Consider the following 13,329-nt stretch of genomic DNA (forward strand, 5'->3'; position numbering starts at 1 on the left):
CTCCCCTCGCGTGGAGGGGAGGCCCGGCGGGGTGCTCAGGGGAGGGCGGCTCAGACGAGGCCGGCCTTCTCCAGGGCGGAGCAGCAGGTGTTGACCAGGAGGCGGGTCACCACGTAGGGGTCGACGTTGGCGTTCGGGCGGCGGTCCTCGATGTAGCCCTTCTGGTCCACCTCGACCTGCCACGGGATGCGCACCGAGGCGCCGCGGTTGGAGACGCCGTAGCTGTAGACGTTCCACGGGGCGGTCTCGTGCTTGCCGGTCAGGCGGGACTCGATGTCGGCGCCGTACTGGGTGACGTGCTCCAGGACCTTCTCCTGCGAGGCGCCGAGCGACTCGCAGGCGGTGATGATCGCGTCGTAGTTCTCGCGCATCGCCTTGGTGGAGAAGTTGGTGTGCGCGCCGGCACCGTTCCAGTCGCCGCGGGCGGGCTTGGCGTCGAGGGTGGCGTCGATGCCGAACTCCTCGGCGGTGCGGTAGAGCAGGTAGCGGGCGACCCACATGTGGTCGGAGACGGTCAGGGCGTCGACCGGGCCGATCTGGAACTCCCACTGGCCGGGCATGACCTCGGCGTTGATGCCGCAGATCGCCAGGCCGGCGTCGATGCAGCGGTCCAGGTGCAGCTCGACGATCTCGCGGCCGAAGACCTCCTCGGCGCCGACGCCGCAGTAGTAGCCGCCCTGCGGGGCCGGGAAGCCGCCCTCGGGGAAGCCGAGCGGGCGGGAGCCCTTGAAGAAGGTGTACTCCTGCTCGATGCCGAAGATCGACTCCTGAGCGGCGAACTGCTCGGCGATCGGGCGCAGCAGCGCACGGGTGTTGGACTCGTGCGGGGTGCCGTCGATCTCGTTGACCTCGCACAGGACGAGGATGTTGTCACCGCCGCGGATCGGGTCCGGGAAGGTGGCGACCGGCGCGAGTACGCGGTCCGAGGCGTGGCCCTCGGCCTGGTTGGTGGAGGAACCGTCGAAGCCCCAGGTGGGGATCTTGTCCGCGTTGGCCAGGACACGAGTCTTGGAACGGAGCTTCGCGGTCGGCTTGGTGCCGTCGATCCAGATGTACTCGGCCTTGATTGCCACGGCGGTGTACCTCGCATAGCTGGGTGGTGGGTGCCCGCGTAGCGTCGCAAGCCGCCGTTTCCCGGTTGTTCCTCTCGTGTAACGCGCATGTGAACCAACCGTCCGCGTTGGCACGGTCACGGTGCGGGAGTGCCGGAGGCGGCACTCCCGCACCGCGGGGTGCCGAGGCTCAGTGCCGGCGGGCGTGCGCGGCCCGGCGGCGCCGGGTGGCCCACAGCGCGCCGGCCCCGCCCGCGACGAGGGCGGCGGCCCCGGCGGCCAGCGGGCCGGTGGCGCTGCTGCCGCCGGTGGCGGCGAGGCCGGCGGCCGGGGCCGGCCTCTCGGCCTTCCCGGTGCTCCCGGGCTTCCCGGTGGCGGCCGGCGGGGCGGCGGCGTCGGTGGTGGTGTCGGCCACCGGCTGGGCGGCGGAGGCGGTGGTGGGCGCGTCCGTGGCGGGGACGGTGGCCGGGGTGGTGGGCGGCGCGGTGGGCTTCTCGCAGCTCACCGAGGCGACGGTGATCGTACCGGTGACCTTGGCGACGTTCAGGTTCAGCGGGTTCACCTCCACCTGCACCTCCAGCGCGGAGGCGGCGGCGGTGGTCGAGGTGGTGGTCTTCTTGGAGAGCTCCACGGAGACGCTGCCGATCAGCGGCACGTCCACCTTGGTCGGCCCGTACAGGCCGATGGTGACGGGCTTGCCGAGCACGGTCAGCCTGGCGGGCGCGACGACGTTGGCGGTCGGCTGCCCGTCGACCGGGCAGGTCGCCTCGGCGCTCATCGCCTCGAGGCCGAGCAGCGTGGTGGCGGGCAGGCCGGGGGCGTGCACGTCGGCGTTGACCAGCTGGACGGAGGCGGCGGTGCCCTTGGCGTCGGCGTGGGTCACGGACTTGCCGATGTCGGCCTTGACCAGGGTGACCGGGCCCTGCTGGTCGACGCCGTCCACCTTCGCGGTGAGGACCGAACCGTCGCGCTGCGCGGGCGTCTCCACCTTGTTGAGCGCGATGTTCACCGGGACGTCCACCGCCTTGTTCAACAGGCTGACGTCCAGGGTGAGTTCGGCGGTGACGGCGCGCGCCTTGCCGGGCGACGCGGCGGGCGTCCCGGCGGGCGCCCCGGATCCGGCGGGCGCCGGGGCGGCCCCCGGAGCCGCCGGGGCGGCGTAGGCCGGTGGAACGGTGAGCAGGGTGCAGGCCGCGACGACGGCGGCGGCGGAAACGATTCGGCGAGAAGGCCGGGAAGACATGGCGGTACCCCCACAGGTGCTGTTGCTCCGGAGCACGCCCAGGACGTCACCCGCGACAGGCGGGGAGGGGCCGGCGCTCCGAACGGTGAGCCGCCAGTCTTCTCGAACAATCCGTCACATGAGTCACACAGAACGTCATTTCACTCGTTGGAGTGAGATTGACGCCTGCCACCGACTCCGGTCTGCTAGGGCCTGCCCGGCGTTCAGCTCAGCGGCACGATCTCCGGGGCGCCGAGCCGTACCGCGTCCGCCGTCAGGTCGTCCGGCTGGTGCTGCGCCTCACGCTCGGCCTCGACCCGCTTGAGGTAGTGGTCGACCTCGCGCTCGATCTGCTCCGGGCCCCAGCCGAGCGGGCCGGCCATCAGCTCGGCGACCATGCGCGCGGAGTCCACGCCGCGGTCCCAGGTCTCGATCGAGATCCGGGTGCGCCGGGCCAGCACGTCGTCCAGGTGCCGGGCACCCTCGTGGGTGACCGCGTAGACGGCCTCCACCCGCAGGTAGTCGTCGGCGCTCGGCAGCGGCTCGCCGAGCGAGCGGTCCTCGGCGACCATCGCGAGCAGCTCGTACAGGAGCGAGCCGTACCGGTGCAGCAGGTGCTCGACCCGGGCGACGTGCAGGCCGGACTGCTCGGCGAGGGTGTGCCGGGCGTTCCAGATCGCGTGGTAGCCATCGGCGCCGATCAGCGGGACGTCCTGCGTGGTGCTCGGCGGGACCTTCTCGTCCAGGTTGCGCACCGCCTCGTCCACCGCGTCCTTGGCCATCACCCGGTACGTCGTGTACTTGCCGCCCGCGACCACGACCAGACCGGGGACTGGGTGCGCGACCAGGTGCTCGCGGGAGAGCTTGCTGGTCTCGGCGGCCTCACCGGCCAGCAGCGGCCGCAGCCCCGCGTAGACGCCCTCGACGTCCTCCGGCGTGAGCGGGGTCACCAGCACCTTGTTGACGTGTTCCAGCAGGTAGCCGATGTCGCTGGAGCTGACTGCCGGGTGGGCCTTGTCCAGATCCCACGCGGTGTCGGTGGTGCCGACGATCCAGTGCCGGCCCCACGGGATGACGAAGAGCACGCTCTTCTCGGTGCGCAGGATCAGCCCGGTGCGGGAGTTGATCCGGTCGCGCGGCACCAGCAGGTGGACGCCCTTGGAGGCCCGGACGTGGAACTGGCCGCGGGTGCCGGCCATGCTCTGCGTGTCGTCGGTCCACACGCCGGTGGAGTTGATCACCTGCTTCGCCCGGACCTCGAACTCCTGCCCGCTCTCCAGGTCCCGGACCACCGCGCCGACGACCCGCTCGCCCTGCCGCAGGAATCTGGTGACCCGACTGCGGTTGGCCACCAGCGCGCCGTAACAGGCCGCCGTGCGCACGATGGTGACGGTGTGCCGGGCGTCGTCCACCTGCGCGTCCCAGTACTGGACGGCGCCGACCAGAGCGTCCGAGCGCAGCGCCGGCGCCTCGCGCAGCGCCTGCCGCTTGAGCAGGTGCCGGTGGTGCGGCAGGCCGCGCGCGGTGCCGGAGGTGATCCCCATCGTGTCGTACAGCAGCACGCCGGCGCCGACGTACGGTCGCTCCCAGATCCGGTGGGTCAGCGGGTAGAGGAACGGCACCGGGCGGACCAGGTGCGGGGCGAGTCGCTGGATCAGCAGGCCGCGCTCCTTGAGAGCCTCGGCGACCAGGCGGAAGTCGAGCATCTCCAGGTAGCGCAGGCCGCCGTGGATCAGCTTGCTGGAGCGGCTGGAGGTGCCGGACGCCCAGTCGCGGGCCTCCACGAGTCCGACGCTCAGGCCCCGGGTGACCGCGTCGAGGGCCGAGCCCGCGCCGACCACGCCACCCCCGACCACCAGCACGTCGAGCTCGCGCTCAGCCATCCGGGTGAGCGCCTCGGCCCGGGCCTGCGGGGAAAGCGGCACTGGCTTCGCCATGGTCTAGCCCTTCTCTCTCTCGTTGAGGTGCTACTTGGCGTACTACTTGACGTCGACCCAGTCGAGGGTGCGCTGCACGGCCTTCTGCCACCCCGCGTACCCCTCGGCCCGCCGCTCCTCGGTCCACGAGGGCTCCCAGCGTTTCGACTCCTGCCAGTGCAAGCGCAGTTCGTCCTCGTCCCGCCAGAAGCCGGTGGCCAGGCCGGCCGCGTACGCGGCGCCGAGCGCGGTGGTCTCGGCGACCACCGGACGGCTGACCGGGACGCCGAGCACGTCGGCCTGGGCCTGCATGCACAGGTCATTGGCCGTCACCCCGCCGTCCACCTTGAGCACGTCGAGGTGGACGCCGGAGTCCTGCTCCATCGCCTCGACCACGTCCCTGCTCTGGTAGCAGATCGCCTCCAGCGTGGCCCGGGCCAGGTGCCCGTTCGTGTGGTACCGGGCCAGGCCGACGATCGCGCCGCGGGCGTCGGAGCGCCAGTAGGGCGCGAAGAGCCCGGAGAAGGCGGGCACGAAGTAGACGCCCTCGCTGTCGTCGACCGTGCGGGCGAGCCGCTCGACCTCCGGGGCGCTGTCGATGATCTTCAGCTGGTCCCGCAGCCACTGGACGGCCGAGCCGGTGACCGCGATCGAGCCCTCCAGCGCGTACACCGCCGGGCTGTCGCCGAACTGGTAGGCCACCGTGCTGAGCAGGCCGTGCCGTGAACGGACCAGCGTGGTACCGGTGTTGAGTACCAAGAAGTTGCCGGTACCGTAGGTGTTCTTCGCCTCGCCGGGCGCGAAGCAGACCTGCCCGACGGTCGCCGCATGCTGGTCGCCGAGCACCCCCGTGATCGGTACGGCTGTGCGCAGCGGCCGCGAGGTGCGGGTGGTGCCGTACGCCCCGGCGTGCGAGGACGGGTGGATCACCGGCAGCATCGCGCGCGGAATGCCGAACAGCGCCAGCAGTTCGTCGTCCCAGTCCAGCGTCTCCAGGTTCATCAGCATGGTGCGGCTGGCGTTGGTCACGTCGGTCGCGTGGGTCCCGCCCGCCGGGCCGCCGGTGAGGTTCCACAGCACCCAGCAGTCGGTGGTACCGAAGATCGCGTGGCCCTGCTCCGCGTCCGCCCGGACGCCCTCGACGTTGTCCAGGATCCACTTGATCTTGCCGCCGGAGAAGTACGTGGCCGGCGGCAGCCCGGCCTTGCGGCGGATCACCTCGCCGTGCCCGTCGCGCTCCAGCGCGGCCGCGATCGAGTCGGTGCGGGTGTCCTGCCAGACGATCGCGTTGTAGTACGGTCGGCCGGTGCGCCGGTCCCAGACGACCGTCGTCTCACGCTGGTTGGTGATCCCGATCGCCACCAGGTCGGCCGCCGACAGGTTGCCCTGCAGGACGGCGTTCTGCATCACCGAGTTGGTCCGCTCCCAGATCTCCACCGGATCGTGCTCCACCCAACCGGGGCGGGGCAGGATCTGGGTGTGCTCCAACTGGTGCATCGCCACCTCGTTGCCGGCGTGGTCGAAGATCATGAATCGCGAACTCGTGGTCCCCTGGTCCACCGCTCCGATGAACTCTGGCATGGCTGCCGCCTCTGCTTCCGTGCTGCCGCTTCCGCCTTCGCGTCCGCCGGGTGGGGCTGGTACTGCCGGCCGGTACGGACGACTCAGCTGATCGACTTGACCGGCTCGATCGGGGCCTGGCCGGGCTCCTCGGGCCCCTCGGCCCCGAGATGGGGAGTGACCAGGTAGCGGTACCCGACACCGCCGACCAGACAGCCGATCAGCGGGCCGACGATCGGTACCCAGAAGTACAGATGGCCGTACTGGTCCCGCCAGGCATGCGAGTATCCGGTGAGGTAACTGGCCAGGCGCGGTCCGAAGTCGCGGGCCGGGTTGATCGCGTAGCCCGCGTTGGTGCCCCAGGCCATGCCGATTCCCACCACGATGAGGCCGACGACGAGCGGGCCCAGGTTGGCTTCGGGCGGCGTGGTGAGCACGTCGGACACCGCGAGCACCAGGAAGACCAGGATGGCGGTGCCGATGACCTGGTCGCGCAGCGCACCCCAGTCGCTCACCGGAGCCGTGCCGTTGCCCGGGAGGGTGGAGAAGACGCCCTGGGTCTTGAGGGTGTGGCCGGGATCGACCTTGTTCAGCACCTCGGTGTAGTTCCAGCGCACCAGCAGCGCCGCGACGAACGCCCCGGTGGTCTGTGCCAGCACGTACGGCAGCACCTTGCGCCACTCGAATCCCCTGAAGACGGCGAGCGCGACGGTGACCGCCGGATTGAGGTGGGCTCCGCTGATCCGAGCGGCCGTGTAGATGCCGAACGTGACACCGAGGCCCCAGGCCCAGGCGATGCTGTCGTGGTCGCCGATGCCGCCGGCGACCACCTGGGCCACCACGCCGACGCCGAAGAGGATCAGGATCATCGTGCCGGCGAACTCCGCGCTGAGTTCACCGAGCAGTCTTCGGGTGGAACTGTGCGTGGCCCTGCTCGCGCTCGGCGTCTTTCCCGTGTTCTCCGTCATGGAATCCGATTCCCGTCGACCGGGGTCGCCCGTGAAGGCTGTACGCGACCCAGCCTCTGCGAGAACCGGCACGGTGGCCCGCGGAGACGGCCATTCGAGCCACGCCGATCGGGCTCGCAGGGGTTGCTCGGCGTCGGTCGGACGGCGGCCGCATCCGGCTCGGCGTGCTCGTGGATCGGTGTGCCGGCGGTGCGCCCCGCCCGGTGCGACGGGGTCCGACTCAACCGGCCTGAGGCAGCCGCCAATCCACGGGCTGCGCGCCCTGCTTGATCAGCAGCTCGTTCGCCCGGCTGAACGGCCGCGAGCCGAAGAAGCCGCCGCTCGCCGAGTACGGGCTCGGGTGCGCCGACTCGATCGCCGGGATCTCCCCGAGCAACGGCCGCAGGTTACGGGCGTCGCGCCCCCACAGGATCGCCACCAGCGGACCGCCGCGCGCCGCCAGCGCCCGGATCGCCTGCTCGGTGACCTCCTCCCAGCCCTTGCCCCGGTGCGCGGCGGGCTTGCGCGGCGCGGTGGTCAGCGCGCGGTTGAGCAGCAGCACGCCCTGCTGCGTCCACGGCGTGAGGTCGCCGTTGGACGGCTGCGGCAGGCCGAGGTCGGTGCCGTACTCCTGGAAGATGTTGACCAGGCTGGCCGGGATCGGCCGCACCTCCGGCCCCACCGAGAAGCTGAGCCCGACGGCGTGGCCCGGGGTCGGGTAAGGGTCCTGCCCGACGATCAGCACCCGCACGTCGGCGAACGGCTGCTGGAAGGCCCGCAGCACGTTCGGGCCGGACGGCAGGTAGGTACGGCCGGCGGCCAGTTCGGCGCGCAGGAAGTCGCCCATGGCGGCGACCCGCCCGGCGACGGGTTCCAGGGCGGCGGCCCAGCCGGGCTCGACGATCTCGTTCAGTGGACGCGGTGCCATGGTGGCCACCCTATCGGCCTACGCCGACAGCGCGTTCAGCGGATGATCATGTGAACGAAGGCCCCCGAGGCAGGCGTGAGAAGGCCCGCGCGACAGGTGGACGCCGGCCCGCGCGACAGGTGGACGAAGGCTCGCGGCAGGTGACCGACGCCCCGCGCGATCACCCGACCGGGCGGCCGCGCAGCACCACCAGCCGGGGATCGGCGAGCACCCGGACGTCCGCCCGCGGATCCTCCCCGTAGACCACGAAGTCGGCCGACGCGCCCTCCTCCAGCCCCGGCCGCCCCAGCCACTCGCGTGCGCCCCAGGTGGCCGCCGACAGCGCCTCCGCCGGGCTCAGCCCCGCCTTCACCAGCTCCGCCACCTCGTCCGCCACCAACCCGTGCGCGAGCGAGCCGCCCGCGTCCGTCCCGACGAACACCGGGATGCCCGCGTCGTGCGCGGCGCCCACGGTGGCGTAGCGGCGCTCGTGCAGCCGGCGCATGTGGGCCGCCCAGGCCGGGAACCTGGCCTCGCCGCCCGCCGCCAGGCCCGGGAAGGTGGCGATGTTGACCAGCGTCGGGACGATCGCCACGCCGCGCTCGGCGAAGGCCGGGATCAGCTCCTCGGTCAGCCCGGTGGCGTGCTCGACGCAGTCGATGCCGGCCGCCAGCAGGTCCGGCAGCGACTCGGCGGCGAAGCAGTGCGCGGTGACCCGCGCGCCTTCCTCGTGCGCCGCCGCGATCGCCTCGGCCAGCGCGTCGCCGGGCCAGCAGGCGGCGAGGTCGCCGCGCTCGCGGTCGATCCAGTCGCCGACCAGCTTCACCCAGCCGTCGCCACTCCGGGCCTCCGCGCGGACGTACGCGGCGAGGTCGCCGGGCTCGATCTCGTGCGCGTAGTTGCGGATGTAGCGGCGGGTGCGGGCGATGTGCCGCCCGGCGCGGATGATCCGGGGCAGGTCCTCGCGCTCGTCGATCCACCGGGTGTCGGCGGCCGATCCGGCGTCGCGGATCAGCAGGGTGCCGGCGTCACGGTCGGTGACCGCCTGCTTCTCGCTGGTCTCCGCGTCGACGGCGCCGTGCGCGTCCAGGCCGACGTGGCAGTGCGCGTCCACCAGACCGGGCAGCACCCAGCCGGTCACCGTCCGGACGTCCTCGGCGCCGGGCGGGCGGGTGAAGCTCACCCGGCCGTCCACCACCCAGAGTTCGTCCCGGACGTCCTCCGGACCGACCAGCACCCGACCCCGAACGTGCAGCACCGCGCCATCGCTCATGGCCGCACTCTACCGAGGGGCGGGTTCCGGGTGAGCGGCGAGAATGCGGCAGACTCGTTCTCGTCCCCACCACGCCGTGTGCGAAAGGTCCCCACCGTGAGCCCCTTCCTCGACCTCCCCCCGCTCAGCGCCGCCGAGTTCGCGGCGATCGAGGACCAGGTGGCCGCGCTGCTGCACACCAGCGCCGATGTCATCGTCACCCAGGGTGAGGCGCTCCTGCCGCTGGAGGCCGCGATCCGCGGCGCCGCGCACCCCGGTTCCACCGCGCTCAACATCGTCACCGGCCCGTACGGGCAGACCTTCGGCAACTGGCTGCGCTCCTGCGGGGTCGAGGTCGTGGACCTGGCCGTCCCCTTCGACAGCGCGGTCAGCGCGCAGCAGGTCGCCGATGCGCTCGCCGCCCACCCGGCCGTCGACTTCGTCTCCCTGGTCCACGCCGAGGCCGCCACCGGCAACACCAACCCCGTCGCCGGGATCGCCGCCGTCGTCCGCGAGCACGGCGCCCTGCTGATGCTCGACGCGGTCGCCTCCGTCGCCGCCGAGCCGCTGCTCACCGACGAGTGGGGCGTCGACCTGTGCGTCATCGGCGGCCAGAAGGCCATGGGCGGCCCCGCCGGGGTCTCCGCCGTCTCCGTCTCCGGGCGCGCCTGGGAGCGGATCGCCGCCAACCCGGCCGCCCCGCGCCGCTCCTACCTCTCCCTGCTGGACTGGAAGGAGCGCTGGACGGACGCCGGACGCACCGTACTCCCGCACGCCCCGGCCCAGTTGGAGATGCTCGCCCTCGGCGCCTGCCTCGACCGCATCACCGCCGACGGCCTGCCCGCCGTCATCGCCCGCCACCGTGCCGCCTCCGCCGCCACCCGCGCCGGTGTCCGCGCCCTCGGCACCCTCACGCCGTTCGTCCCCGAGGACGCCCACGCCGCGCCCGTCGCCACCACCCTGCGCACCCCGGACGGCCTGCCCGCCACCGACCTCGCCGCCGCCGTGCTCCGCCTCGACCCGGCCCTCCCCGTCCAGCCCGGCGGCGGCACCCTCGCCGCCTCGATGCTCCGCATCAACCACTACGGCCCCGCCGCCTCCCTGGCCACCGTCCACGCCTGCCTCACGGCCCTCGCCACGGCCACGAACGCAGGGGCCGCCCCCGCCCTGGCCGCCGCCGACGCCGCCTGGACGGCGACCGTCCGGGCCTGAGCACGCCGGAGCGGCCCCCGTTCGCACGGGGGCCGCTCCGTTCACGCGGGCGGAACCGGCCGCCGATGCCGACCAGTACCCTTCCGCAGCAGCGCCAGAGGCGTGTCCTCCTGCGGCTCGATGAGCTCCCCGTCCCGCCGCACAAGCAGCGGATACGCCTCCGCAAAGTCGTCCGCGACCGCAAGCGGCCGCCAGGCCCGGCCGTCCCACTCGACCACCAGCCGCGGGAGGTCCTCGAAGGGGTGCAGCTCCCGGCGGTTCTCAGGAACGATCGCCAGCGCGTCACGGGTCCCCGGCGGCCGGTGGCGGTCGGCGCGGGCGGCGTACCAGTCCGAGAGCGATTCGTCGTCGGGAAAGACCACGTTCTGATCCTCCTGCTCAGCGTCGGTCCGAGGGTAGCCCGTTCCGCCCCCACCTCCATCGGCGGCTTGCCCTACTTCGGCTCCTGGTTGAGCACCGACAGCCGCTGTGCCGATCGGAGTCGCAGCGCAGCCGGTTCCGCAAGCTGTTCGGTCGCCCACCTCGCCAGCACCGCCCGCAGGTCCGCCGAGAGGCCGAGGAAGTCCCGGCCGCCGAGGTCCGGCGGCAGAGCGGAGCGAAGCGGGGCCGGGCCTCCGCGCACGGCGGCTTTCGGCCATGGGTTGCCGACACAGTTCCCCCGGCGTTCATCTGCCCGGCACGCCGATCTCACCGGCGCCCGGCAGGCTCCGGCCAGGGCGAAGTTGGCTATACAACTCTGCCCGGGAAGCCGCCGAGGAGGAGACCACCATGACCGAGCTGCCGCCGTACTGGCTGCGCGACAACTGCCCGTGCGCCGAGTGCCGGGACCCCCGGAACGGGCAGAAGCTGTTCCAGATCAACGATCTGGAGGAGGGGCTGACGATCTCCGCGAGCACGGAGATCGACGGCCACCTGGAGACCCTCTGGTCGGACGGGCACCGGTCGCGGCACCCGCTGGCGTGGCTCGACGCGGAGAAGGACGGCGACGGGCGGACGGAGGCCGACAAGCGACTCTGGGCGGCGGCGGACTTCGCCCGCGGCCTCCCCGAGGCGCAGTGGGCGGCCTACCTGGCGGACCCCGCCGAGCAGGCCGCCGTCCTCACCGCCGTGCGCCGCAGCGGCTTCGCGGTGCTGCGCGGGGTGCCGGCGGTGGAGCGGCAGGTCCTCCAGGTGGCCGAGACCTTCGGGTACGTCCGGGTCACCAACTACGGGGAGCTGTTCGACGTCCGGGTCGAGCCGGACCCGAACAACCTGGCCTTCACCAGCGTCGCGATCGCGCCGCACACCGACAACCCGTACCGGGACCCGGTGCCGACCCTCCAGCTCCTGCACTGCCTGGAGAACTCGGCGACCGGCGGCGACTCCGGCCTGGTGGACGGCTTCCAGGCCGCTGCGATCCTCCGGGCGGAGGCGCCCGCGGACTTCGCGGCGCTGACCGGCACGCCCGTCCCGTTCGTCTTCCGCGACCGCCGCACCGAGCTGCGCGCCGACCGCCCGCTGATCGAGCTGGACGCGCTCGGACGGATCCGCGAGGTGCGGTTCAACAACCGCTCGATCGGCACCCTGCGCGGCACCCCCGAGGAACTGAACGCCTTCTACGCCGCCTACCGCCGCTTCGCCGCGATCACCCTGCGCCCGGAGCTGCAGCTCACCTTCCGCCTCGACCGCGGCGACTGCCTGATCTTCGACAACACCCGCCTGCTGCACGCCCGTACGGCCTTCCAGCAGGACGGCCACCGCCACCTCCAGGGCTGCTACGCCGACCTCGACTCCCTGGCGAGCACCCTCGCCGTGCTGCACCGCCGCACCGCCGCCCTGGACGCGATCGCCGAACTGTTCGCGGGCGAGGGCGCCGGGGAGTACCTGGGCGAGGAGGTCACCATGGCCGAGCACATGCTGCAGGCCGCCGCTGCCGCCGAGGCGGCCGGGGCGCAGCCGCACCTCGTCGCCGCCGCGCTGCTGCACGACGTCGGGCACTTCCAGGGCGCCCTGCACGGACGGGACCTGATGGGAGGCCAGGACAACCGCCACAGCGACACCGGCGCCGACTGGCTGGCGCGCTGGTTCGGCCCCGAGGTGACCGAACCGGTCCGCCTGCACGTGGCCGCCAAGCGCTACCTGTGCGCGGTGGAGCCGGGCTACCGGCAGCAGCTGTCCGAGGCCTCGGAGTACACGCTGCAGGTGCAGGGCGGCCCGATGGACCAGCGGCAGGCCGCCGCCTTCGCCGAACTCCCGGGCGCCGCCGACGCGCTGGCCGTGCGCCGCTGGGACGAGCAGGCGAAGGTGGCCGGCGCACCGACGCCGGGCTTCGAGCACTACCGCCCGCTGCTGGCCGCGCTGATGGGCTAGCGCTTGCCCGGCAAGCGCCAGGGCCCCGAGTCGGGAGGCCCCGCCCGGGCGGGGCCTCCGCTCAGTCCTGTTCCCGCGCGTGCCGCGAAAGCGCCGACGTGGCGAGCGAGTTGTGGATGCTGAACGCCACCGTCCCGGGCAGGTAGCGGTCCTGGGACCACTCCACCGGGGTGCCGGTCGGGTCCGTCGTACGCCGCCGCTCGCGCAGCAGCGGGCCGCCGCGGCGGCAACCGAGCAGGCGGGCGTCCTCCGCGTTGGCGGCCACGATGTCGATGGTGTGGTCGGCGTCGGTGAACAGGATGCCGTGCTCGCGCAGGACCTCGGTGTGCGAGACGACGTCGGGCGGCAGCTCGGCGACGATCTCGCCGACCCGCGGCGGGTAGATGGTGCGCTCGACCATCACGGGCGCGCCGGAGAGGGTCCGCAGCCGGACGGTCACGTACACCTCGGCGCCGGGCTCCAGCCGCAGCTGCTCGCGTTCGGCGGCGTCGGCCGGGCGGCGGACCAGCGAGTCCAGGATGCCGCCGGGCTCCTCGCCCATCGAGTACGCCCAGTGCGTGAAGCTGAGCAGTTCGGAGAAGCTCTGCACCCGGGCGCCCCCGAGCACGACGCGCCGGGTGCCGCGGCGGGAGGTGACCAGGCCGTCGGAGCGCAGGACGGCGAGCGCCTGGCGGACGGTGCCGCGGGAGACGCCGTACTGCTCGGCGAGCGCGCCCTCGGCGGGCAGCCGGCCGGCCTCGCCGTACGCGCCGGTGGTGATCGCCTCGCGCAGGTCGGCGGCCACCTTGCGGTAGAGCGCACCGGGGGCGCCTGCCACGGCCGGCGCCGGGCGCTGCTCGGCGGCCGGACGCTGCTGGGCTGCCGGGCGCCGCTCGGCCGCCGGGCGCTCGGGCTCAAGTGCCACGTCAGTCA

Annotated in this window: 11 protein-coding genes; 2 read left to right on the forward strand and 9 right to left on the reverse strand. The window is 73.1% G+C overall.

Features of this window, described 5'->3' with window-relative positions; translation table 11 throughout:
• Positions 1-50 precede the first annotated feature (50 nt).
• The 7 genes from glnII to ACIO5E_RS20705 all read right to left on the reverse strand — a co-directional run bounded on the left by glnII (position 51) and on the right by ACIO5E_RS20705 (position 8,877).
• Positions 51-1,073 carry a glutamine synthetase gene (gene glnII / locus ACIO5E_RS20675; RefSeq protein WP_280678147.1) on the reverse strand — a complete coding sequence of 341 codons (1,023 nt, stop codon included), beginning with the start codon at positions 1,071-1,073 and terminating at the stop codon, positions 51-53.
• Between the two features lie 169 nt (positions 1,074-1,242).
• Complete coding sequence (locus ACIO5E_RS20680) at positions 1,243-2,295, reverse strand: SCO1860 family LAETG-anchored protein (protein WP_400669766.1); 1,053 nt, start codon at positions 2,293-2,295, stop codon at positions 1,243-1,245.
• 203 nt (positions 2,296-2,498) lie between these two features.
• On the reverse strand, positions 2,499-4,211 hold the full coding sequence (locus ACIO5E_RS20685) for a glycerol-3-phosphate dehydrogenase/oxidase (RefSeq protein ID WP_400669769.1): 1,713 nt from the start codon (positions 4,209-4,211) through the stop codon (positions 2,499-2,501).
• 42 nt (positions 4,212-4,253) lie between these two features.
• Positions 4,254-5,771, reverse strand: a complete 1,518-nt coding sequence (glpK, locus tag ACIO5E_RS20690; RefSeq protein WP_400669771.1) for a glycerol kinase GlpK — start codon at positions 5,769-5,771, stop codon at positions 4,254-4,256.
• Positions 5,772-5,854: 83 nt separating this feature from the next.
• Positions 5,855-6,718 carry an MIP/aquaporin family protein gene (locus tag ACIO5E_RS20695; protein WP_400669773.1) on the reverse strand — a complete coding sequence of 288 codons (864 nt, stop codon included), beginning with the start codon at positions 6,716-6,718 and terminating at the stop codon, positions 5,855-5,857.
• 220 nt (positions 6,719-6,938) lie between these two features.
• Positions 6,939-7,625: a uracil-DNA glycosylase gene (locus ACIO5E_RS20700; RefSeq protein ID WP_400669776.1), complete on the reverse strand. Its 687-nt coding sequence runs from the start codon at positions 7,623-7,625 to the stop codon at positions 6,939-6,941.
• A gap of 160 nt (positions 7,626-7,785) precedes the next feature.
• Positions 7,786-8,877 (reverse strand): amidohydrolase family protein, encoded by a 1,092-nt coding sequence (locus ACIO5E_RS20705; protein WP_400669778.1) that lies wholly within the window; start codon positions 8,875-8,877, stop codon positions 7,786-7,788.
• Positions 8,878-8,973: 96 nt separating this feature from the next.
• Here ACIO5E_RS20705 and ACIO5E_RS20710 point away from each other — a divergent pair, with 96 nt between their 5' ends.
• Positions 8,974-10,068 carry a pyridoxal-phosphate-dependent aminotransferase family protein gene (locus ACIO5E_RS20710; RefSeq protein ID WP_400669781.1) on the forward strand — a complete coding sequence of 365 codons (1,095 nt, stop codon included), beginning with the start codon at positions 8,974-8,976 and terminating at the stop codon, positions 10,066-10,068.
• A gap of 41 nt (positions 10,069-10,109) precedes the next feature.
• Here ACIO5E_RS20710 and ACIO5E_RS20715 read toward each other — a convergent pair whose 3' ends face one another.
• Entirely contained in the window at positions 10,110-10,430 is a 321-nt protein-coding gene (locus tag ACIO5E_RS20715) for a DUF6087 family protein (protein ID WP_400669784.1), read from the reverse strand.
• 406 nt (positions 10,431-10,836) lie between these two features.
• On the opposite strand from ACIO5E_RS20715, the gene ACIO5E_RS20720 reads away from it, so the two are divergent.
• Complete coding sequence (locus ACIO5E_RS20720) at positions 10,837-12,417, forward strand: phosphonate degradation HD-domain oxygenase (RefSeq protein WP_400669787.1); 1,581 nt, start codon at positions 10,837-10,839, stop codon at positions 12,415-12,417.
• Between the two features lie 61 nt (positions 12,418-12,478).
• On the opposite strand, the gene ACIO5E_RS20725 is transcribed toward ACIO5E_RS20720, so the two are convergent.
• Positions 12,479-13,321, reverse strand: a complete 843-nt coding sequence (locus ACIO5E_RS20725; protein ID WP_400669789.1) for a GntR family transcriptional regulator — start codon at positions 13,319-13,321, stop codon at positions 12,479-12,481.
• Positions 13,322-13,329 lie beyond the last annotated feature (8 nt).

Source organism: Kitasatospora sp. NPDC087314 (assembly GCF_044744365.1).
GTDB lineage: Bacteria > Actinomycetota > Actinomycetes > Streptomycetales > Streptomycetaceae > Kitasatospora.

What these genes read in the sequence shown, in the direction of transcription:
- ACIO5E_RS20700 (WP_400669776.1), bottom strand. Translation starts at nt 7,625, where the DNA reads ATGGCACCGCGTCCACTGAACGAGATCGTCGAGCCCGGCTGGGCCGCC.
- ACIO5E_RS20685 (WP_400669769.1), bottom strand. Translation starts at nt 4,211, where the DNA reads ATGGCGAAGCCAGTGCCGCTTTCCCCGCAGGCCCGGGCCGAGGCGCTC.
- ACIO5E_RS20705 (WP_400669778.1), bottom strand. Translation starts at nt 8,877, where the DNA reads ATGAGCGATGGCGCGGTGCTGCACGTTCGGGGTCGGGTGCTGGTCGGT.
- ACIO5E_RS20680 (WP_400669766.1), bottom strand. Translation starts at nt 2,295, where the DNA reads ATGTCTTCCCGGCCTTCTCGCCGAATCGTTTCCGCCGCCGCCGTCGTC.
- ACIO5E_RS20720 (WP_400669787.1), top strand. Translation starts at nt 10,837, where the DNA reads ATGACCGAGCTGCCGCCGTACTGGCTGCGCGACAACTGCCCGTGCGCC.
- glpK (WP_400669771.1), bottom strand. Translation starts at nt 5,771, where the DNA reads ATGCCAGAGTTCATCGGAGCGGTGGACCAGGGGACCACGAGTTCGCGA.
- ACIO5E_RS20695 (WP_400669773.1), bottom strand. Translation starts at nt 6,718, where the DNA reads ATGACGGAGAACACGGGAAAGACGCCGAGCGCGAGCAGGGCCACGCAC.